At 52.7% G+C, this 20,692-nt stretch carries 15 protein-coding genes and 4 tRNA genes; 8 read left to right on the forward strand and 11 right to left on the reverse strand.

Annotated features, from left to right (window positions below; all coding sequences use genetic code 11):
• Positions 1 to 25 precede the first annotated feature (25 nt).
• The 5 genes from N512_RS0107720 to N512_RS0107740 form a co-directional block, all read right to left on the reverse strand.
• Positions 26 to 112 (reverse strand) — tRNA-Leu (locus N512_RS0107720).
• Between the two features lie 43 nt (positions 113 to 155).
• Positions 156 to 229: transfer RNA gene (locus N512_RS0107725), tRNA-Cys, on the reverse strand.
• A 20-nt stretch (positions 230 to 249) separates the two neighbouring features.
• Positions 250 to 325, reverse strand: a tRNA-Gly gene (locus N512_RS0107730).
• A 46-nt stretch (positions 326 to 371) separates the two neighbouring features.
• Positions 372 to 447: transfer RNA gene (locus tag N512_RS0107735), tRNA-Gly, on the reverse strand.
• A 455-nt stretch (positions 448 to 902) separates the two neighbouring features.
• Positions 903 to 2,345, reverse strand: a complete 1,443-nt coding sequence (locus N512_RS0107740; RefSeq protein WP_028779943.1) for a glyceraldehyde-3-phosphate dehydrogenase — start codon at positions 2,343 to 2,345, stop codon at positions 903 to 905.
• 204 nt (positions 2,346 to 2,549) lie between these two features.
• On the opposite strand from N512_RS0107740, the gene N512_RS22490 reads away from it, so the two are divergent.
• The 4 genes from N512_RS22490 to N512_RS0107760 all read left to right on the forward strand — a co-directional run bounded on the left by N512_RS22490 (position 2,550) and on the right by N512_RS0107760 (position 7,689).
• Positions 2,550 to 3,497, forward strand: coding sequence for a DUF2989 domain-containing protein (locus tag N512_RS22490; protein WP_081737116.1), 948 nt, complete (start codon positions 2,550 to 2,552; stop codon positions 3,495 to 3,497).
• 211 nt (positions 3,498 to 3,708) lie between these two features.
• On the forward strand, positions 3,709 to 4,719 hold the full coding sequence (gene gap, locus N512_RS0107750) for a type I glyceraldehyde-3-phosphate dehydrogenase (RefSeq protein WP_025010313.1): 1,011 nt from the start codon (positions 3,709 to 3,711) through the stop codon (positions 4,717 to 4,719).
• A 337-nt stretch (positions 4,720 to 5,056) separates the two neighbouring features.
• Positions 5,057 to 6,607: a YjjI family glycine radical enzyme gene (locus tag N512_RS0107755; protein WP_028779944.1), complete on the forward strand. Its 1,551-nt coding sequence runs from the start codon at positions 5,057 to 5,059 to the stop codon at positions 6,605 to 6,607.
• Between the two features lie 11 nt (positions 6,608 to 6,618).
• Positions 6,619 to 7,689 (forward strand): YjjW family glycine radical enzyme activase, encoded by a 1,071-nt coding sequence (locus N512_RS0107760; protein WP_331280382.1) that lies wholly within the window; start codon positions 6,619 to 6,621, stop codon positions 7,687 to 7,689.
• Here N512_RS0107760 and N512_RS0107765 read toward each other — a convergent pair.
• Positions 7,676 to 8,611 carry a LysR family transcriptional regulator gene (locus N512_RS0107765; protein ID WP_037474466.1) on the reverse strand — a complete coding sequence of 312 codons (936 nt, stop codon included), beginning with the start codon at positions 8,609 to 8,611 and terminating at the stop codon, positions 7,676 to 7,678. The two genes, N512_RS0107760 and N512_RS0107765, sit on opposite strands and share 14 nt — an antisense overlap.
• 120 nt (positions 8,612 to 8,731) lie before the next feature.
• Positions 8,732 to 10,045 carry a CDP-diacylglycerol--serine O-phosphatidyltransferase gene (pssA, locus tag N512_RS0107770; RefSeq protein WP_028779947.1) on the reverse strand — a complete coding sequence of 438 codons (1,314 nt, stop codon included), beginning with the start codon at positions 10,043 to 10,045 and terminating at the stop codon, positions 8,732 to 8,734.
• Between the two features lie 349 nt (positions 10,046 to 10,394).
• On the opposite strand from pssA, the gene N512_RS24510 reads away from it, so the two are divergent.
• Complete coding sequence (locus N512_RS24510) at positions 10,395 to 10,559, forward strand: hypothetical protein (RefSeq protein ID WP_093982798.1); 165 nt, start codon at positions 10,395 to 10,397, stop codon at positions 10,557 to 10,559.
• A gap of 51 nt (positions 10,560 to 10,610) precedes the next feature.
• Positions 10,611 to 12,149, forward strand: a complete 1,539-nt coding sequence (dacB, locus tag N512_RS22495; protein WP_051472705.1) for a D-alanyl-D-alanine carboxypeptidase/D-alanyl-D-alanine endopeptidase — start codon at positions 10,611 to 10,613, stop codon at positions 12,147 to 12,149.
• Between the two features lie 104 nt (positions 12,150 to 12,253).
• Here the strand turns inward: dacB and N512_RS0107785 are convergent, their stop codons facing one another.
• From N512_RS0107785 to N512_RS0107795, 3 genes are all read right to left on the reverse strand, one after another.
• Positions 12,254 to 14,023: an acyl-CoA dehydrogenase family protein gene (locus tag N512_RS0107785; protein WP_028779948.1), complete on the reverse strand. Its 1,770-nt coding sequence runs from the start codon at positions 14,021 to 14,023 to the stop codon at positions 12,254 to 12,256.
• 224 nt (positions 14,024 to 14,247) lie between these two features.
• Entirely contained in the window at positions 14,248 to 16,293 is a 2,046-nt protein-coding gene (locus tag N512_RS0107790; protein WP_028779949.1) for a dipeptidyl-peptidase 5, read from the reverse strand.
• Positions 16,294 to 16,359: 66 nt separating this feature from the next.
• The gene (locus tag N512_RS0107795; protein WP_025887332.1) at positions 16,360 to 17,877 is read right to left on the reverse strand and encodes a fumarate hydratase; all 1,518 of its coding nucleotides are present in this window, start codon (positions 17,875 to 17,877) and stop codon (positions 16,360 to 16,362) included.
• A gap of 255 nt (positions 17,878 to 18,132) precedes the next feature.
• Between N512_RS0107795 and pabB the strand changes: the two genes are divergently transcribed.
• Positions 18,133 to 19,542, forward strand: coding sequence for an aminodeoxychorismate synthase component 1 (gene pabB, locus N512_RS0107800; protein WP_028779950.1), 1,410 nt, complete (start codon positions 18,133 to 18,135; stop codon positions 19,540 to 19,542).
• 97 nt (positions 19,543 to 19,639) lie between these two features.
• Positions 19,640 to 20,209 (forward strand): CoA pyrophosphatase, encoded by a 570-nt coding sequence (locus N512_RS0107805; RefSeq protein ID WP_028779951.1) that lies wholly within the window; start codon positions 19,640 to 19,642, stop codon positions 20,207 to 20,209.
• Positions 20,210 to 20,226: 17 nt separating this feature from the next.
• Here N512_RS0107805 and N512_RS0107810 read toward each other — a convergent pair whose 3' ends face one another.
• Positions 20,227 to 20,562 carry a hypothetical protein gene (locus N512_RS0107810; RefSeq protein ID WP_025010305.1) on the reverse strand — a complete coding sequence of 112 codons (336 nt, stop codon included), beginning with the start codon at positions 20,560 to 20,562 and terminating at the stop codon, positions 20,227 to 20,229.
• Between the last annotated feature and the right edge of the window lie 130 nt (positions 20,563 to 20,692).

Genomic DNA, 20,692 nt, shown 5'->3' on the forward strand with positions numbered 1-20,692 from the left:
GGAGCCTTTTTTGCACCATTTAGAATGGTACCCGAGGACGGACTTGAACCGTCACGCTGTTACCAGCGAGGGATTTTAAATCCCTTGTGTCTACCGATTCCACCACTCGGGCAAACTGTGTAACAAGGAGATATTACCCATTGTCACTGAAAGAGTGGAGGCGCGACCCGGAGTCGAACCGAGATCGACGGATTTGCAATCCGCAGCATAGCCATTCTGCCATCGCGCCCCGAGCCATAAGGCTGGGATTGGAGCGACATATCGGGTTCGAACCGATGACCTGTACCTTGGCAAGGTACCGCTCTACCAACTGAGCTAATGTCGCATTGCAATAATGCATCCACCTTTAAAGACAGTGGGAGTCTGGAATTTGGAGCGACATATCGGGTTCGAACCGATGACCTGTACCTTGGCAAGGTACCGCTCTACCAACTGAGCTAATGTCGCATCACTTGTTTGCTTCATCTTCCGAGTTGACAATCAACAAAGGTACCAACCTTCTGTTTTATCAACTGAGCTAATGTCGCATACCAGTTCCGCCATCCAAGCGGAATCCAGAGTGTTATCCCCTGACTGCGGAATGGCATTCTACCGATTTAAGGCCGGGAGTCAATCGGCAAATCAGCATTTTTATGCTAAAACCACTCGGATGCTGCCAATTTGTTCAAAGTGGGTCAAATTTTCATTATCATGATTAAAATACAATCCGATTCAGTAGCTTGTCAGCGCCCTCTCCCACCGAATACCATCACAAAAGCCGTTGTAAAACACCCATATCAAGGCTCTTATCAAAATATTTGATAAGGATTCCAGTAAAATGAGCGTATTGAGGCTTAGCTACACAAGACTTGAATACAACAAAGCCCGGTACTCAGACCGGGCCTTGTTAGCAAGAGTCGAAATTACTCTTCAGACAGAGGCAGAGACAGGTAGTTAAGCCCCAGCATCTTCTGCATTACGCCAACCACCTGACAGCTGTAACCAAACTCGTTGTCGTACCACACGTAGAGAATGGCGCGCTTGCCGTCGGCGATAGTGGCTTGAGAATCAACCACACCGGCGTAGCGTGAGCCCACCAGGTCACAGGACACAATTTCAGTAGACTCGGTAAAGTCCACCTGGTTCTGCAGCTCAGAGTGCAGCGCGATATCACGCAGATAAGCGTTCATATCTTCTTTGCTGGTTTCGGCGTTCAGATTCAGGCTGATGATGGCCATGGACACGTTCGGAGTTGGCACCCGAATCGCATTACCTGTCAGCTTACCGGAAAGTACCGGCAACGCCTTTGCAACCGCTTTGGCGGCGCCGGTTTCAGTGATCACCATGTTCAGCGGTGCACTGCGACCGCGACGGTCTGCTTTGTGGTAGTTGTCGATCAGGTTCTGGTCATTGGTATAAGAGTGGATAGTTTCCACGTGACCATTTTCGATACCGTACTTGTCATTAACGGCCTTCAGTACAGGTGTAATGGCGTTGGTGGTACAGCTGGCAGCAGAAACAATAACGTCTTCCGGCAGAATATCGCTGTCGTTAACACCATAGACTATGTTCTTGATGCTGCCCTTGGCAGGGGCAGTCAGCAGAACCTTGGACGCCCCCGGGCTCTTGAGGTGCAGACCCAAACCGTCTTCATCTTTCCAGATGCCTGTGTTGTCGACCACCAGGGCGTCGGTAATACCGTACTTGGTGTAATCCACTTCATCGGGTGAGTTGGCGTAAATCACCTGAATATAAGTACCGTTGGCGATGATGGCGTTGTTCTCTTCATCCACCTCGACAGAGCCGTTGAAAGGTCCGTGTACTGAATCACGGCGCAGCAGGCTGGCACGCTTTTCCAGATCGCCCTTACGGCCACCGCGCAGAACGATAGCGCGCAGGCGCAGCTTGTTGCTGCGGCCGGTTTTTTCAATCAACAAACGGGCCAGCAGACGACCGATGCGGCCAAAACCGTAGAGTACAACGTTACGTGGCTCAACTTCATCTTTGCTTTCAATGGCACTGGCCAGCTCGCGGCTCATATAAGCTTCGATTTCGCTGCCGTCGGTGTGGTTACGCCAGTACTTAACCGCCAGTTTACCTATATCCACTTTGCACTGTTTGACATCCAGTTTGCTCAGGGCTTCTACGAAGGGGAAGCTCTCACGCAGGCGCAGCTTATCGCCCACATGGCGACGAACCAGACGATGGGCCTTGATAATATCGATGGTGGAGGCGATCAGCAGGGGTTTACCATAAACCACCACTTCTACGCCCTGATTGCGATACAACTTGCCCAACAGGGGCTGCATAGCCTCCGCCAGTTCGAAGCGTTCTTGCCAACTTTGTAGGTGTTTATCAGCGCTCATTTACAGATCCTTTATCTCACTTTTCCACTTTATTGTCGGGAAAGGTTTGAGTAACAAAAAGAAAAGACCAATAATCATATTTATGACAGCTAAACCTGCCCCTTTTGGTCGGCGCTATTGTAATGAAAACTGCTGCGTCAGGCTAGTAGGAGATTTTCGCTAAATCTCTAATTAAATTACAGATTTAGTCAATTGGAGCGTATTTTGACGCGTAATCTAGTAATAATTACATCATTTATCCTTTTAGCCGGGGTTAGTGGCTGTGATAATGGCGGTAACCCCGCCACTATTTGTAAGAATAATCCTGAACTTTGTGACGATTTGCATAAGGACAGCTGGTGCAGACGGGAAAAGGCCAGCCTGATCATTCAGCGCTATCAGGTCAAAACCACGCCGGAGCCCTCAGGAGAGCAGATCTATCGCTTGCTCGTTAATCTGGAAAACTACAACCGCTGTGTGGGGCTTGCCGCCGGAGTACAGCATATTCTCAATCCTGAACGTACCAATGACAGAGCCAGAGCCTATGGTTTGAGCGCGCAAAGCCTGTCTGAGCTGCAAGCCTCAACCAAGGGCAGCAATGACATCTATATTGCCTTCTATCACTGGGCACATTTGGGTGACGATGCAGCACTCAAGGTATTACTGGAGGCAGAGAAACAGCAACAGATAGATTCGCCCGAGATCCTTGCCGGACTCGCGGGCTATTATCTCAAATTTGATGCCATCAAAGCGAAACAACTCTATCTTAAGGTGTTGGCAAAGAGTACCAAAGAGAACTTCGACCCCGATTGGTTGTTGGGGCTGGCAAGTGCTTCCAGGCAGTTGCAGGATATGGAGCAGGCCTATCTGCTCTCGAGAACCAATCTGCTTTTGACCGACAACCCGGTCGATGAGGTTCAACTGAAAGCCATGATAGGCAACAATAGTCAGTTGAGTACTCATTTGGATCAACAGGCAAGTAGTCTGGCGGACGCTCTGAAAGGCGGTGATTACCTTGAGAGTGATTGGCCAAAACGCCTGCAAGGCAATGAGGGGAAAGATGATGGGAAACAAGCTGAGACTGAGCCGGTAACAAAGCAAGCCGCTGATAGCAAACCCATTGATAGCGACAGCAAGCTCGAGAAAAGCACCGAAGGGGCCAAACAAAACTGATGATGTATTCTCCGGGCGGCAAATTACTTGCCAGTTTGTAATTTACGCCTGCCGGTCGCACAATAAAAGCATTGTTTCGCGATCGCTGTAATAAAAACACCTAATTTGTTAACGGAATAGCCAGTTACAGCGTGATTTAACTTGACGACCCGCGTCATTTTTGTAATTTTACTACCAATTACTGTTTTTACATTCACCAGAGGGATATGAGATGACTATCCGCGTAGCAATTAACGGTTATGGCCGTATCGGACGCAATGTTCTGCGTGCTCTATACGAGAGCGAGAAAGACTATCCAATTCAAATCGTTGCCATCAACGATCTCGGAGACGCTTCCATCAACGCTCACCTAACCAAGTATGACTCTGTTCACGGCCGCTTCAACGCCAAAGTAGAACACGACGACGAAGCTATTTATGTCAACGGCGACAAGATCCCAACCTTCCAGGAGCGCGATCCATCCAAGCTGCCATGGGCTGAGCTGCAGGTAGACGTAGTCTTCGAATGTACCGGTATCTTCACTTCCAAAGAAGCGGTACAACCACACCTGGATGCCGGCGCCAAGAAGGTTATCATCTCAGCTCCCGGCAAGAATGTTGATGCCACTGTGGTATACGGGGTTAACAACCAGGAAATCACCAAAGAGATGACTGTTATCTCCAATGCTTCCTGTACCACTAACTGTCTGGCGCCTGTGGCCAAGCCATTGAACGATGCCATCGGCATTGAATCCGGCCTGATGACCACCATTCACGCCTACACCAATGACCAGCGTCTGTCTGATGTGTATCACAGCGATATGCGTCGTGCCCGTGCGGCGGCTCTGTCGATGATCCCAACCAAAACAGGTGCAGCGGCGGCTGTTGGTTTAGTTGTACCTGAGCTTCAGGGCAAATTCGACGGCCTGGCGGTTCGGGTTCCGACTGTCAACGTGTCTCTGGTTGACCTGTCCTTTATCGCTTCCCGCGATACCACAGTGGAAGAAGTTAACGCCATCATAGAAGCGGCGGCCAAGACTTCACCCATGAACGAAGTGCTGGCGGTTAATAAGGAGCCTCTGGTTTCCATCGACTTCAACCACAACGCCTTCTCGTCCAACTTCGACGCCACCCAGACTCGCGTCAAGGGACGTCTGGTGAAAGTCATGGCCTGGTACGACAACGAGTGGGGTTTCAGCAACCGTATGCTGGACAACGCCGTTGCCTTGATGACAGCCAAGTAATCCGAGTTCAAAGCCAAACGCCTGCCAAATGCAGGCGTTTTTTATGCCAGTTACTCTGTCTTGCCAAGGCCGAGGTCTTTCTCAAGCGACCATAGCCCGTTTTTATCCGTCTCTCAACAGTGCTTTCACTCCATATCTCCTTGCTTCTTCATTGCCTTTGCAATACTTGATGCAAAGCAGCGGATTTCCATTTTCGACAAGCACCATCAAGCACATTTCACTTCCGGAAAATAAAGCCCCTACTTAGACTCAGGTTAAAAGCCGTTTCAATTATTGTGTTTGAAAGCCAATTCGGCCATTGCGCCGGTTAGCGCCTTGCCTTTAGCGGAGTCTCATTATGGACAATCAATTTCTCAGTCTTATTACCGATCCCCTGCTTGACCCCAAGCAAAAGACCCTGGCGCTGGCCGGTGCCGCCGATGCCAGTATTCCCTATCTGCCTCGCAGTGAAGCACTGACCCAAGCCATGGATAAAGGCATTATCTGCGATATGTTTGAGGGTCATGCCCCGTTCAAACCCAGATATGTTTTGCCCGATTACCAACGTTTTCTCGAGCAAGGCTCCGAGTATCTGGAGTTGACACCGGCCGAAGATCTGGATGATGCCCTGATGAAGCTGATGGTGCTGTATCACCATGTACCGTCAGTCACCAATATCCCGGTGTTTATTGGCTATCTCGATAGTTTATTGTTGCCTTACTGCCAGAACGTCAGTGATGACGCCTTGTATCAGAAACTGAAACGCTTCTGGATCCAGTTGGATCGCACCCTGCCGGACGCCTTTATGCATGCCAACATAGGCCCAGAGGACAATCGTGTCTGCCGCACTATTTTGCGCATTGATGCCGAGCTCAAGCAGGTGGCCCCCAATCTAACCTTTATGTATGATCCCAAGCGCACCCCCAAAGCGCTGCTGCGACTGGCAACAGACAATATCATTGCCTGCAGTAAACCTCACATCGGCAACTGGCCGATACATGCCCAAACCTTTGCCTGTGCTCCCGGTGAGGCGCCAAATCAAACGTTCGGCATTGTCAGCTGTTATAACGCGCTCCCCACCCGAGGCGGGGCCAATACGCTGGTCAGACTTAACCTCAAAGCCGTCGCCGAAGAAGCCGGTACCCTGGAGGAAATGCTCGAGCGCACCCTGCCCCATTACTGCAACCTGATGTATGAACTGATTGAGCTGCGCTGTGAGTTTTTACACCATAGGTCCCATTTCTTCGACTCATTCCTGGTAAAAGAAGGCCTCATTGACGAATCCCGCTTTGCACCCATGTTCGGCGTTTATGCCATGGCCGAAGCCGTCAATCATCTGCAGCAGTTGGCAGGTATGAGGGGCGAATATGGTCACAGTGAACAGGCCAATGCGCTCGGTTTAGCCATTAGCCGCGCGCTCAGTGATAGAGTGACCACGACCCAAGTCAGTTTCGGCTTTAATGGCCGCGCCTTACTTCATGCCCAGGGGGGGCTTTCCATCGACAAAGGCACCACTCCGGGCGCCAGAATCGCCTATGGCCACGAGCCGGATCCTGTCACTCATGTGTTGGCGCTGGCGCCTCAACACGCTTTCTATTCTTCCGGGATCAGCGAGATCCTGACTCTGGATGAAACCATCAAGGCCAATCCTGAAGCCCTGCTTGAGCTGTGTATCGGCGCGCTGGATGCCGGCTTTCGTGAATTTACCGCCAACACCGCCGATACCGATCTGGTGCGCATCACAGGTTATATGGTGAAAAAGTCGCAGATCGCCAGTTACCGGCAACAAGGCTCACGTACCAACACCACCTTCCTGGGCACAGAGGCCAGTGAAACCACGGCCGTGACCCAAAGGGCACCACGGGTAGTGAGCGCCGAGTTCCATGCCGCCGGCAAGTCCCCGGTGTAAGGGCGTAACTTATGAAGAGTGCAGCTCCTGGAGTGTTTGATAGCCCGTTCAATCATTCTGAGCTTAATCGCTATAAGCTGAATGGGTGTGAGTCGAATAGCCGTGAGTTAAGTAGCGGCGATACCGATGCTTCGGCATTGACTATGGGCTTCGAGGTTACCAGTGCCGAAGTCGCCAGGGTGCTGCCCTTCTCGACCGTAGATGGCCCGGGCAATCGCATGGTGTTTTTCCTTCAGGGTTGCAATTTTCGCTGCCCGGGTTGCCATAATCCGGAAACCATCACTCTGTGTGACGCCTGCCGAGAGTGTATTGCGCACTGCCCGGCAGGCGCCTTGAGCCTTAAAGCCACTGCGGCTGACACTCAAACAGTTCCAAATAACAAAGCGTCTCTCAGGCTTGCCTGGGATAGTACAAGCTGCATCGGCTGCGACACCTGTCTCGATGTTTGCCATTCGAGCAGCCAGCCTAAGACCCAACGCCTGTCAGTCGGAAAAGCGTTGGCGCTGATTAAAAGACAGAAAGCCTTTATCCGCGGTATCACCTTGAGTGGCGGAGAAGCCAGCTTGCAACTGAAGTTCGTCAGTAACCTGTTCAAGGCCATTAAACAAAGCCCAGAGCTCAAACACCTGACTTGCCTTTTGGATACCAATGGCAGCCTGGGAGAAAGTGGTTGGCAACGTCTGCTCCCTTGGCTTGATGGCGCCATGGTTGACCTGAAAGCCTGGGATGAGCCGGCTCACCGACGACTGACAGGCCGTGGCAACATCAAGGTCAAGCAGAGCCTGCAACTGCTGGCCGAAGCAGGGAAACTGGCGGAAGTCAGGCTACTGGAAGTACCCGGAAAGAGTGATTATTGGCAACACTTTGACGCCCTGGCGTCGTTTTTGCTGGACTTGCAACGCCGGCAAGCGCTGAAGGGTGAGCCGATGCGGCTACGCCTAAACGGTTACAATCATCATGGTGTCAAAGGCGAGGCCTTGCGCTGGCCCAAGGCGAGCCAACAGCAGATTAATGACCTGGCCAAGGCGCTCAGCCGCGCCGGCATAGCCAATATCAGTCTGCCACCGGTTAACCTTGGCTGATGGACTGCTTAAAGCCATTGAGCAGGGTTGCTTTTAGCCATTGCAGCGCCGGATCCCGGCTGCCACTTTGATGATGCACCATGCTATAGCCCACCTTGCCATAGGCAAAGGGCAATGGCTTAACCACCATGCCGCTTGCCTGCGCCGCCATTGAAGCCCACAGCGCCGAGCAGGTAAACAGCAAGTCCGAGTGACGACAGATACTGGCGGCGGCGCCGAAGTCGGCGACTTCCATCGCCAGATTCCGCCTGCGGCTCAATTGTGCCAATGACTGCTCGAAAAAGGGTTGCTGCAGATCGGCATCCAAAATGCCCACATGGGCGAAGCTCAGATAGGCATCCAGCGTCAGCTCTTTTGCTGCCAGCGGGTGCTCGGCTCGCATCAGGCAACACATCTCGTCCTCTGCCAAGCGCTCCCAAATCAGTTCATTGCGGCCTGTTGGCGGCTGTCCCAAATCGTGAGGCAGAACCAGCAAGTCCACCCGTCCTTCACACAGGGATTGAAACCCCGTGCTCTCTTTGGCATGCACCGCCAGTGTCATTCCCGGCGCCTGCTGCTGCACGCTGGCGATAGCGCTCGCAAGCAGTTCGAAGCTGCTTTCCCTCAGCGCCAAATTCATCCGCCCTTGAAATCCTTCCGGGCGAAAGCCCTCTTCGGTAAACAGGTTGTCCATCTCTCTGAGCATGGCGCTGATAACCGGCCCGAGTCGTTTGGCCTTTGCTGTCGGCAACAGCTGGTTACCCTGGCGGTAGAAGAGCTCATCGTCGAGGCAATCCCTGAGCTGGGAGAGTATTTTGCTGACCGCCGAAGGGCTCAAACACAGACGCGTGGCCGCCTGGGTGACGCTTTGCTCTTCCAGCAGTTGCCTAAGCACCAGAAGATGACGGAAATTGATGCGGGATAAGCGGACGATATCACTCATTCTGGCTGTGTTTAACCTTGGCTGGATTTAACCTTGACTGAATAAGCCAAGGTTAAACCATAACGGAATGAAGTTCTGCAATCATGCTCTCATTCGGCCAAGCGCTTGGGGAAAGCGCTATCAGAGAATACGCCGCAGCAGAAAGTCGGCCTTGAGCCTGCGAATGCGGTTCATGATTTTCTTTACCGGCTTGGGGTAACTCTGCAAGGTATCTATCTGGCTGTAATGATACAAACGCTGGCTGTGCAGCAGCAGGTGTTGTTGCTCTTTGACAAAAGACTCGGCCAGCACTTGTTTGTCATCATGCAGCAGCAAACCATTTTCCAGATCCAGGGCCCAGGCCCGCGGATTGAGATTGCTGCCGGTGAGCAGGTGTTTGCGACCATCCATGCTCACCCCTTTGAGGTGATAACTGTTGTTGTCATGCTTCCACAGATAGATATTGAGTAGCCCCTGATCCACCGCCCACTGCTGGCGTTTGACAAACTTGCGCAGCGACTGCTCATAGAGATACGGCAAGGCACCTATGGTGGAAAAATCCTGCTCCGGTGGGATATAAAAGTCATTGGCCGTCTTGTCACCCACCAGAATATCCAGACGCTTTCCGTTGCGCAGGTGTTTAACCAGCGCCCGCACCAAAGCATAGGGCGGGTTAAAATAGGGAGTGCAAATAAAAAGCGATTCCTTGGACTCCTCCACCATGGCGAGTACCGCCTTGTTGAGCGGATTGCGCTTGCGTCCGAGGCCCAAAAGCGGCGTGACCCGCAATCCCTCTTCAACGCCCTTGAACTGATAGGTTGCCGCCGACAGTCGCTGTTTAAAGCTTCTGACATCAATTTTTTCCGGCAGTACTTCCTCTTCTTCCGGACAGCTCAGGCAACTGACCGCTTTGTCGCTCAAAATGGCACTGTCAATCATCTCTCGCATGCTGGCAGCCAGCTCGGCCGACTCCAGCACATGGTAGCGATCGAAACGGTATCTATCTTTCTGCTGCAGGTAGATGTTATTGAGGCTGGCGCCGCTGTATATCACGGCATCATCGACAATAAAGCCCTTGAGGTGCAGTACTCCCATAAACTCGCGGGATTTCACCGGCACACCATAAATGTTGAAACGCTGCTGTGCTTGCGCCATCACCTGACGGTACATCAAGTTGTTGCCGCCATCACCCTTGTGGCCGATAAGGCCGCGACGGGCACGGTGAAAATCCACCAACACCTTGATTTCGAGTTCGGGTCTGGCTGCCTTGGCCGCCAGCAGTTCGGCAAGTATTTCGCGTCCGGCCTCATCGTCTTCCAGATAGAGTGCCGCAATATAGATAGCCTCTTTGGCGCAACGGATCCGCTCAATCAAGGTCTGTTTGAAGTTACTTGGGGTCAGCAACCAGTGCAATGCATCCGGCGCTATGGCAATTCCACCCAGCTTATCCAGCAAGGTATCCTCCTGTCACTGTATGTTCCGGCAATCCACTCGCTCCCTGTGTTTCCCGGCAAGAATGTCCTTCCCCTGTATGGCGAGATCGACAAAGATCCGCTGCGGGGCGAATAAGGCAATAGAAATTACCCACTTGTCCCGGCCCGGGCAAGCCTTTTCTCGCCAACAGTCGCTATTGGTTCACGATTTCGGCGCTATTTAACCCAAAAAGCGCTCTCTATAATGCGGCTTGCACTCTTAAGCCGACCCAGATCACGCTTTTGTGATGGCAGCCCTGTTATCAGCGCATTAGCCTTATACACTAATATGCCCTTGAGCCTCTCACTTACTGAACTCAAACTGGACGACAATGAACAAACAATTCTGGTTCACTCTTATTGGCACCCTGCTCGCGGCCTGGGCCCTGTTTCACTTCAAAACCTATCTCGGCCCTTTGGTACTGCCACTGTTTATCGGTCTGGTGTTGATAGTCACATTGAAACTTTATTCGCTGATGGACAAGGACGACAGCTAAGGCCCTGCAGGTTATACTCTCAAAAGCATTCACGGAACCGGAGGCTTTTCCATGCCACAGCTGTCCTTGCAGGGCTTGGCACGTCCACTGTTATTATTGAGCGCCATGGCGCTGTCTTCCTCTTTGAAGGCCGATAATACCTCTCTCGATGATCTTTTGACTCTGATTACCCCGGCCTCATCGCAAACTGCCGTCTGGATAGAAGATTTGCAAAGCGGCGAGCAACTGCTGAGCCACAACAGTGAAACCCTGATGATCCCGGCCAGTACCCAAAAACTGCTGACCGCGGTAACAGCCACCGAGCTGCTGGGAGAGGAGTTTCGCTATCACACCAGTATTCTCAGTACCGGCTCGCCAAAAAGCGGCGTGCTTAAAGGCGATCTCTATTTGCTGTTCAGTGGCGATCCTACCTTAACACGCCGGGATCTGACTGAGCTGTTCAAGCGTGTCACCGAAGCCGGTATTAGCCAGGTGCAGGGCAATCTTATCTTGATAGGAGAAACCCATGAGCAGCTGCGAGCGCCCGGTTGGGTATGGGATGATTTGGGGATCTGCTACGCGGCGCCCGTCTCCAGCTATGTGATCAACCAAAACTGTGTCCATGGCAAACTCGAGCCCACACTCGCCTCGGACAAAGCCAAAATTTCCGCGCCGGTTTATCTGCCAGTCAAACTGACCACCAACGCCATCTTCGACAAGGGCCACAAGCAGGGCTTTTGCGAACTGCAACTCGCGAGATTACCCGGTAACCACTTTCATTTCAGTGGCTGTTTCCCGGGCTCCCAGGTATTGCCGTTGGCGCTGGCGATCAACGACCCCGGCCAATATGCCATCGACAGCGTCGCCGGCATTATCAAGGGCAAACTCAGTATCAAAGGCAAGATACTGACCTCCAATCAGCTACCGGCCAGCTCAAGGGTGGTGGCCAGTCATGCCTCGGATGCCCTGCCCGAGCTGTTGGAAACCATGCTGCTGGAATCTGACAACCTGATTGCCGACAGCCTGCTTAAACAGCTGGGTAAACACTATTATGGTGATGGCGCCAGTTTCAGTGCCGGTGCCAAGGCCATCAGGGAAGTGCTGGCAGAAAAAGGCGTAGTGTTGGAAAGAGCCCAACTAATAGACGGCTCTGGGCTGTCACGCTACAACCTGCTGAATGCCAGGCAGTTGGCGCAGTTGCTGCGATTGATTGCCGATACCCCGGATTACCAGTGGTTGATGCACAAGCTACCGGTTTCCGGCCACAGCGGCACCTTGAAGTACCGCAAACGCTACGCCAACAAACCGCTCAAGGGCAGAGTCTGGGCCAAGACAGGCAGTATGCAGGGTGTGGTGAATCTGGCCGGTTATGTTACCGATGACAGTGACAAGCAAGTGCCCAGATACCTGTTTGTGATACTGGAAAATGGTTTGAGCCCCCAGAGTAAGGAGCTTGAAGCCGCGCCCTTTGCCACACTTTTGCTGCAGGGGCTGACAGATTACCGTGCAAACAGCCGCGCAGAAAGCCAACTGGCGGCAAAAGAGCAAGACAAGCCCAAACCAACACCGCAGGAAAAAGCACAGACAGAACTTAATGTCAGCGCCCGTTAGTGAAACGCCTTCAAAGCTCTTACCTCCATAAAACGGCAATAAAGCCATAAGAAAAGAGCCGCTTATCGCGGCTCTTTCAATTTAGCTTGAATACTTCTGTGTTATCAGAATAGGTCGGACGCAAGGGCCATCACACTGTCATCACCACTGACCAGCTGACTCAAGTGGAAATCGGCTTTGGCCAACAACTTGGCAAAGTAGAACTCCTTCAGTTGGCTCTTGACCTCGGCAAAGCCCGGCTCGAGCGTATCGGTTGCAGCAAGTGCCTTATCTGCCATCAACAGCCACAGGTAACCGTAGAGTATGTAACCAAAGGCATCCAAGGCTTCAACCGCCAAGGCGTTAATGAGCGCAGGCTTATCGCCTTTTTGCTCGTTAATAGCGGCAATCGCGCTGGCAAACTGGTCGAAAAGGCTTTCAACACGCTGTTTCTGCTCATTTGATACTTGTTCGAAGCTCGCCATATCGGCCTTGATATCGGCGATAAACTCATTCAGGGTCGCCAAGCGGTCACCTGTGAGCTTGCGTCCCAAAAAGTCAATGGCCTGAATACCATTGGTGCCCTCATAAATCTGGGCGATACGGGTATCACGCACCAACTGTTCTATGCCTGTCTCACGAATATAGCCGTGGCCACCGAATACCTGCTGCGCCAATATGGTGGCGTCCAGACCGCGATCGGTCAGGAACGCCTTGGCAACCGGAGTCAGGAGGCCCACGTAACGACTGGCTTTGACTTTAACCGCTTCATCTTCGGCAAACTTGGCCAGATCCAGCTGTTTACCTGTGAGCATGGCCAAGGCCCTACCCGCTTCTGTCATGGCGCGAATATTCAGCAGCATGCGGCGCACGTCGCCGTGTACCAAAATAGGATCGGAATCGCTGCCGGTTGGTGAGCCGCCGGCAGCAACGCCCTGGAGGCGCTCTTTGGCATAGTCGGCCGCCATTTGATATGCGCCCTGAGCACTACCAAGCCCCTGAATACCTATGGACAGACGTTCATAGTTCATCATGGTGAACATGCACACCAGGCCACGGTTGGGCTCGCCGATAAGGTAACCCTCGGCATCATCAAAATTCATCACACAAGTCGCCGAGCCCTTGAGGCCCATCTTGTGCTCTATGGCACCGACGGTTACACCGTTGGCTTCGCCCAAACTGCCGTCATCGGCCACCTTGAACTTAGGTACCAGGAACAGCGAGATGCCTTTGCTGCCGCTGATTTTGGCCAGCACCAGATGCACCAGGTTCTCAGTCAAGTCCTGATCGCCACCTGTGATGAAAATTTTTGAACCACTGATAAGGAAACTGCCGCTGTCGGTCGGTTCGGCGCGAGTGCGGATATTACGCAGGTCCGAACCTGCCTGAGGCTCTGTCATATCCATGGCGCCGGCCCATTCGCCTGAGTAGAGTTTTGGCAAATATTTGGCCTTGAGCTCCTCACTGCCGTGGGCATGAATACACAGTGCAGCACCTGCGGTCAGTGCGCTGTAAAGTGTAAAGGCGTTACAGGCGCTGTAACCCATTTCATCGACCATGACACCGAGCATTTTCGGCATCCCCATTCCCCCCAGCTCAGGATCGCCGCACAGCCCTACCCAACCACCGGCGGCAAACTCGGCATAGGCCTCTTTATAGCCATCGGGTGTGATCACCTTGGCAGCCTCGAAACTTACTCCTTGTTCATCACCATTGCGGTTTATAGGATGGATAAGGTCGCGACACAGTTTGGCGCCTTCTTCTAGGATGGCAGCGGCAGTATCGAGATCGACCGCATCGGCCATAGCAGGCAATGAAGACCAGGTTTGTTCGGCATCAAAGACGTGCTCAAGCAAAAAGCGCATATCGGTTAACGGAGCTTGGTAGGGATTCATCAGCAGACTCTTTAAACGTTAGATTTAAACACTTGTTTCAATCTAACCCAGATGTCACAGCAATACAATGAGCCAAAGGTAGAATTAGCAAGACAGCGACCACAAAAAACGCCTACCGCCAGCCCATTTACGAGTGGGACTCTTCGACTGCAAAACACCTTTATTCAAGCCATGAAAAAACCGGCCATCAGGCCGGTTTTGTTGACTAAACGCTCTCGCCGCCTTTATTTGGTCCAGCGGTCCATCCAGCCCAGTACCTTGGCGTACCACTGCTCAAGGTTATTGGGGTTGAGGATCCAGTGGTTCTCGTCCGGATAGATCAGCAACTCCGAAGGGATATTGTTGCGCTGCATATAGCTGAACGCCGCCAAACCCTGACCGTAAGGTACCCGGAAGTCTTTCTCACCGTGGATCACCAACATAGGAGTCTTCCAGTTTTCCACATAGTTGGCCGGATTGAACTTCTCATAAAGATCCTTGGCCTGCTCGTAGCTGCCGCCAAACTCATGCTCAGGGAACCAGAGTTCCTCGGTCACATGATACATGGAGCGCATATCAAACAAGCCGGCGTGGTTAACCAGGCATTTGAAACCGTCGTTCCAGTTGCCCTGGATCCAGTTCATCATGTAACCGCCGTAGGAGCCACCGAGGGCACAGGCGTTATCGGCATCTATCCACTTCTGCTGTTTAGCAACCGCAGCCAGACCTTTTTGCAAATCTTCCAAAGGCTTACCGCCCCAATCCAGGCTGATGGAATCGGTAAAGGCCTGACCATAGCCGGTAGAGCCGTGGAAATCCACCATCACCACGGCATATCCGGCACCGGCCCACAGCTGAGGATTCCAGCGGAAGCTGAAACTGTTGCCGAATGAACCTTGTGGGCCGCCGTGTACCAGGAAGGCCACCGGATACTGCTTGCCTTTCTTGAAGTTGGCCGGCTTGAGCCAGTAACCATAAACCTCTTCGTTGTTCCAGCCCTTGAAGCTGAACTGCTCGAACTCACCGAACTTAACCTTGTCCAGCTTGGCCTTGTTGACTTCAGTCAAACGGGTCAGGTTTTGCCCTTCCATGTTGATGGAGTAGAGATCGCCCGGTTCCACCAAAGACTTATGATTGATGATCAAACGATCGCCCGCCAGACCCACCAGGCTGTTACTGCCATCGTTGTAGATGGCGCGCACATCACCAAACTGGGTGTTGATGGCAAATACAGACACCTGCCCCAGATCCTGAGCGGTCACATACAGGGTGTTGTTATCTTTACCAAAGCTCAGCGAGGCCGGGCTTCTGTCCCACATGGGCGCCACTTCCTTGCTCTGACCCGTGACTGTGTCTCTGAGCATGATGCGGTATCTGTCGGCCTCGAATCCGGGCTTTTTCATCGCCAGATAGGCCAGGTAGCGGCCATCGGCGGAAAACACCGGCTGGGCATCCCAGGCCTGGTTATCTTCGGTAAGATTCTTGGCCTTGCCACCTGTGACCGGCACCTGCCAGAGATCGTAGTTGGTGGTCCAGGCCTGATCTTTACTCGGTGCCTTGGCACTGTAGACAATATATTTGCCATCCGGGCTGAATGTCACCTCTTCCATGCCGGAAAATGGCTTGGGTGGAGTTTCGGTATCCAGGCCCTTAGTCACATCCACCGGCTTACCCAGCTTGCCGTTTTCAAGCTGCGCCACAAACAGGTGATTACGGGCATGGTCAGACCAAGTGTCCCAGTGACGCACCATCAACTGATCGTATTCACGACCTGTACTCTTGCGCTCGGCTTCTTTATCAAACTTGGCTTTTGAACATTCCAGGGTGTCGCACTCGGGAAAAACACGAATGCTCATCACTACCTGCTTGCCATCGGCCGATAATTTGTAGCCGTCGATACCCAGAGGCAAATCAGATACGGCCTGGGCTTCGCCACCATCCAGCGGCAAGCGATACAGTTGGCTGCTGCCATCACGGGCGGCGATAAAATAGACTTGCTTGTTGTCGCTGCTGAAGGCCACATCGTGCTCGGTACCCGGTGCAGAAGTCAGCTGCTTGGGAGCCGCATTCTTGTCACTGAGATCCAACAGATAGAGATCTGAGCTGCTGCCATCGTCGGTGACCTTCTTCAGGCCGTAGATAAGCTTGGTGCCGTCATTGGATACAGCGGCAGAATGGAGTTTGTTGAGCTTGACCAGATCCTGGACAGTAAAAGGTGCCTTATCGGCAGCCAGCGCCGGCAGAGCCAGACCTGCGGCCACCAGCGCCATCAATAGTGGGTTGGTTTTCATTATAAATCTTCTTATTGGTTGTTGATTGCAATGCAAAAGGGGCCAACAGGCCCCTCAAGGTTCAGCTTAAGCCTTGGCGTTCTGGATATTCACCTTCCAGATTGCCGGGCCGGTTTCGTGCGCATTCACCCCGTTGGAGTCAACCGCTACAGTAACAGGCATATCCTTGACGTCAAACTCATAGATGGCTTCCATTCCGAGATCTTCAAACGCCACCACGCGAGATTGCTTAATCGCCTTGGACACCAGATAAGCGGCGCCGCCGACGGCCATCAAGTATACCGCCTTGTGCTTGCGGATAGATTCGACTGTGGCCGGACCACGTTCTGCCTTGCCTATCATGCCCATCAACCCTGTCTTATCCAGCATAAGATCGGTAAACTTATCCATACGGGTAGCGGTTGTCGGGCCGGCCGGGCCAACCACTTCATCACCTACCGGGTCGACTGGACCGACGTAATAGATGAATTTACCAGTGAAATCAACTCCTTCTGGCAAGCCTTCACCGCTTTCAATCAGGCTCTGGATCCGTTTGTGAGCCGCATCACGGCCGGTGAGCATCTTACCCGAGAGCAGCAGAGTATCGCCGCTGTTCCAGCTTTCAATCTCTTCCTGGGTAACGGTATCGAGATTGACTCTGCGCACGCTCTCACCCACTTCCCAGGTGATTTCCGGCCAATCATCAAGGCTTGGCGGAGTCAACTCGGCTGGACCGCTGCCATCAAGATGGAAATGCACATGACGGGTGGCGGCACAGTTGGGGATCATCACCACAGGCTTGGAGGCGGCGTGGGTTGGCGCTGTCTTGATTTTAACGTCCAGTACAGTAGTCAAACCACCCAGGCCCTGGGCACCAATGCCTAAGTTGTTGGCGCGCTCGAAAATATCCAAACGCAGCTTCTCTTCCGTGGTTTCGGCGCCGCGCTCCATCAACTCGTGAATATCCACGCTCTCCATCAAGGCTTCCTTGGCAAGCACAGCGGCTTTCTCGGCGGTGCCGCCAATACCTATTCCCAGCATACCCGGTGGACACCAGCCGGCGCCCATGGTTGGCAGTGTCTTCTCAACCCAGGCGGCGATATCGTCAGATGGATTGAGCATCACCATCTTGGCCTTGTTTTCACTGCCGCCGCCCTTGGCGGCAATGGCCACTTCGATATGATCGCCGGGAACCATCTGAATATGCACCACGGAAGGTGTGTTATCGCGGGTATTCTTGCGGCTGCCAGCCGGGTCGGCCACTATTGAAGCCCGCAGCGGGTTATCAGGATTGGTATAAGCGCGGCGCACGCCTTCATCCACCATCTGCTGCACTGTCATATCTGTCTTGTCCCACTGCACGCCCATTCCCAGATAGACATAACAGGTCACAATACCGGTATCCTGGCATAAGGGTCTGTGTCCTTCGGCAGACATGCGCGAGTTGATCAAAATCTGGGCAATTGCATCCTTGGCAGCCTGGCTCTGCTCACGCTCATAGGCGGCGGCCATGGCATCGATAAAATCTTTGGGATGGTAATAGGAGATATATTGCAGGGCATCACTGATGCTGTCGATAAAGTCAGCTTGCTTGATTACAGACATGTTTGGCGCTCCATTAGCCTAAGGATCCGCCCCTTCAGCTCAGGATCAACGCTCAACAGAGATTCAAGCCAAAGCCTTGAATTTCAGGCTCCGCTTGTCGGTTTTGCGACACAAAAATGCTCAAAACGACAGCAAAGCCGTGATACAACGCGTTTTCACCAAGGGCCAGGGGTGGTTTTATTAGTTTTTTGTGGCCGTTATGATACTCTTTCGTTCCTTTTTGGGCTACATCACATTTTCAGATAGGGTCGTTCGATGTACCAGCAGGCTATTTGCCCTCCCGCCATTCGCGTTCTTGACTGGCAACTCTCAACCTTAGAGCTGTTTTCCCACTTCAGCAGTGAGCCTTGGGCCATGCTGCTGGATTCGGCCGATGCCCAGCACAATGACGCCAGATACGACATCATAGTTGCCGAGCCAATAGCCAGACTGGTGACCATGGCTGAAACCACCCAAATCTCTGAGGCGAGCGGCGTACGACGCTCAAGTGACGATCCTTTTGCCTTGCTGCAACAACTGCTGCAACAGTATTTTCCCAATGCCATGCAGGTCAATCTGCCTTTCAGCGGCGGCGCGGTGGGCGCCTTCAGTTACGATCTTGGCCGCAGACTGGAAAAACTGCCAAAACTGGCCGCAGCCGATATCGCTCTGCCGGAGATGAATGTCGGTCTTTATGACTGGGCTCTTATTCGCGATAAGCAATTAGAGTGCTGGCAATTGGTGCATTACCGCGGCGAAAAGGCGCTGACAGCAACCCTGTCGTGGCTAACGTCCAAAGTCACAAACAGCCCCAATAAGCACCTTGACCAGAAAGCGTTCCGACTCAGCGGTGAGTGGCGCTCGCAGCTCAGCCGCGAGCAATATGGCGACAAGTTTGCCAAAGTGCAGCAATATCTTCACAGCGGCGATTGTTATCAGATCAATCTGACCCAAAGATTCCAGGCCGACTATCAAGGTGATGAGTGGCAAGCCTATCGTAAGCTCAGACAAGCCAATGGCGCGCCCTTTTCTGCCTTTATTCGTCTGGAGCATAACTGCATTCTGTCAATCTCACCCGAGCGTTTTATTGCCCTGGATTCCAATCGCCATATTGAAACCAAGCCCATCAAGGGTACCCTGCCCCGAAGTGCCGATGAACAACAAGACAGGGAACTTGCCAAACAGCTGGCGGGGTCGGAAAAAGACAGAGCCGAAAACCTGATGATAGTAGATCTGCTGCGCAACGATATTGGCAAGGTCGCCAGCCCAGGTAGTGTGGCCGTACCGCATCTATTTGCCATAGAAAGCTTTCCGGCGGTGCACCATCTGGTCAGCACAGTGACCGCCGAACTGGCAGCGGGTTATCAGGCCACAGACTTACTGCGGGCCGCCTTCCCCGGCGGCTCTATCACAGGCGCGCCCAAGATCCGCGCCATGGAAATTATTGAAGAGCTGGAACCCAGTCGCCGCTCACTCTACTGCGGCGCCATCGGGTATCTGAGTCAGGATGGCAAAATGGACAGCAGCATCACCATTCGAACCCTGGTTGCCGATTCCGGGCAGCTCTATTGCTGGGCTGGCGGCGGTATAGTGGCCGACTCAGACGTGGATGCCGAATACCAGGAAACCTATGATAAAGTGAGTCGAATACTGCCGCTATTAGCCCCGGAGCCAGACAAGCCTTAACCTGATACTTGTTACTCAAGCTGGTTGAGAGTGCTTTGCGAAGACTGGACAATAATGGCTTTGGTTATTGATTACTTCAATCGACTTCAAGGACGCTATGGATAAAGACGAGCTGTTGACCCGTTTTCAACTCAGAGCTCTGAGTCGATACCATTCTAGCCCTTTGACCCCGGCCAAACTCAGAGCCGCCGCTGTACTTATCGCGTTGGAGCCGGGTTTACAGGGACCGGAGCTTATCCTGACCCAGAGGCCAAAGCATCTTAAGGCTCATCCCGGTCAGGTGAGCTTTCCAGGCGGCAAACTGGAAGCCGAAGATCAGAACCTTATCATGACAGCCCTCAGAGAGGCCGAAGAAGAGATAGGTTTGGCACCGGACAATGTCGAAATCATAGGTCAACTTCCCAATCACCCCACCTTTACCGGCTTTGAGATCACCCCTGTACTTGGCTGGGTAAAGTCACCCTTTGAGGCCAAAATTGACCCGGCCGAAGTGCAGGAGCTGTTTCGGGTGCCGCTGACGTTTTTACTCGAAGAGGAAAATCGTCACACGGCAATGTTCGAGCGCCGCGGCCATTTCTACCCTGTCACCTTTATTCCCTATCGCAGGCACTTTATTTGGGGCGCCACCGCAGCGATTATCGATATGCTCTGTCGGCAACTGCGCTGACAGCAAAACATGAAGGCTTAGATAAAGAAACGCAGATACAAGCCGGCGGCGGTGGATGAGAGCAGCAACAGTGGAATATTGAACCAATAACCCAAACGGCTGTGATGGGCCACATACCAGTTAAAAGCCAGACTGAGGAAACTGATGGCGGCGCAAGCCCAGATGATGTATTCCAATAGCATGGTTTGCTGAGGGTCCCAGTACAAACGCACCGGCGCCCCTTTGCTGAAGAAGTAGCCTACGGCCCTGTCCGGCCTCGCCTTATCGAATACCAGCAGGGCATAAATTGCCAGTGACCAGCCTATAATCGACAGGCTTGCCAACAGATATTGAAAGATTTTCACCTTCTTCATCCGAACTCCTTCCGTCTGAAGGGGATATTACCCCCAGAATACCTTTTTCAGCTTGAGAAAAGCCACCAGCAAGGTAATATAAACCTCCAAATTTTTTCCTGTGTCATCAATATAGTCAGGGATTTGCCTG

This window comes from Shewanella sp. 38A_GOM-205m (genome assembly GCF_000518445.1).
Classification (GTDB): Bacteria; Pseudomonadota; Gammaproteobacteria; order Enterobacterales; family Shewanellaceae; genus Shewanella; species Shewanella algae.

Coding starts and splice junctions, on each gene's coding strand:
- N512_RS0107740 (WP_028779943.1), bottom strand. CDS start 2,345: ATGAGCGCTGATAAACACCTACAAAGTTGGCAAGAACGCTTCGAACTG.
- gap (WP_025010313.1), top strand. CDS start 3,709: ATGACTATCCGCGTAGCAATTAACGGTTATGGCCGTATCGGACGCAAT.
- N512_RS0107755 (WP_028779944.1), top strand. CDS start 5,057: ATGGACAATCAATTTCTCAGTCTTATTACCGATCCCCTGCTTGACCCC.
- N512_RS0107760 (WP_331280382.1), top strand. CDS start 6,619: ATGAAGAGTGCAGCTCCTGGAGTGTTTGATAGCCCGTTCAATCATTCT.
- N512_RS0107765 (WP_037474466.1), bottom strand. CDS start 8,611: ATGAGTGATATCGTCCGCTTATCCCGCATCAATTTCCGTCATCTTCTG.
- N512_RS24510 (WP_093982798.1), top strand. CDS start 10,395: ATGAACAAACAATTCTGGTTCACTCTTATTGGCACCCTGCTCGCGGCC.
- dacB (WP_051472705.1), top strand. CDS start 10,611: ATGCCACAGCTGTCCTTGCAGGGCTTGGCACGTCCACTGTTATTATTG.
- N512_RS0107785 (WP_028779948.1), bottom strand. CDS start 14,023: ATGAATCCCTACCAAGCTCCGTTAACCGATATGCGCTTTTTGCTTGAG.
- N512_RS0107790 (WP_028779949.1), bottom strand. CDS start 16,293: ATGAAAACCAACCCACTATTGATGGCGCTGGTGGCCGCAGGTCTGGCT.
- N512_RS0107795 (WP_025887332.1), bottom strand. CDS start 17,877: ATGTCTGTAATCAAGCAAGCTGACTTTATCGACAGCATCAGTGATGCC.
- pabB (WP_028779950.1), top strand. CDS start 18,133: ATGTACCAGCAGGCTATTTGCCCTCCCGCCATTCGCGTTCTTGACTGG.
- N512_RS0107805 (WP_028779951.1), top strand. CDS start 19,640: ATGGATAAAGACGAGCTGTTGACCCGTTTTCAACTCAGAGCTCTGAGT.
- N512_RS0107810 (WP_025010305.1), bottom strand. CDS start 20,562: ATGAAGAAGGTGAAAATCTTTCAATATCTGTTGGCAAGCCTGTCGATT.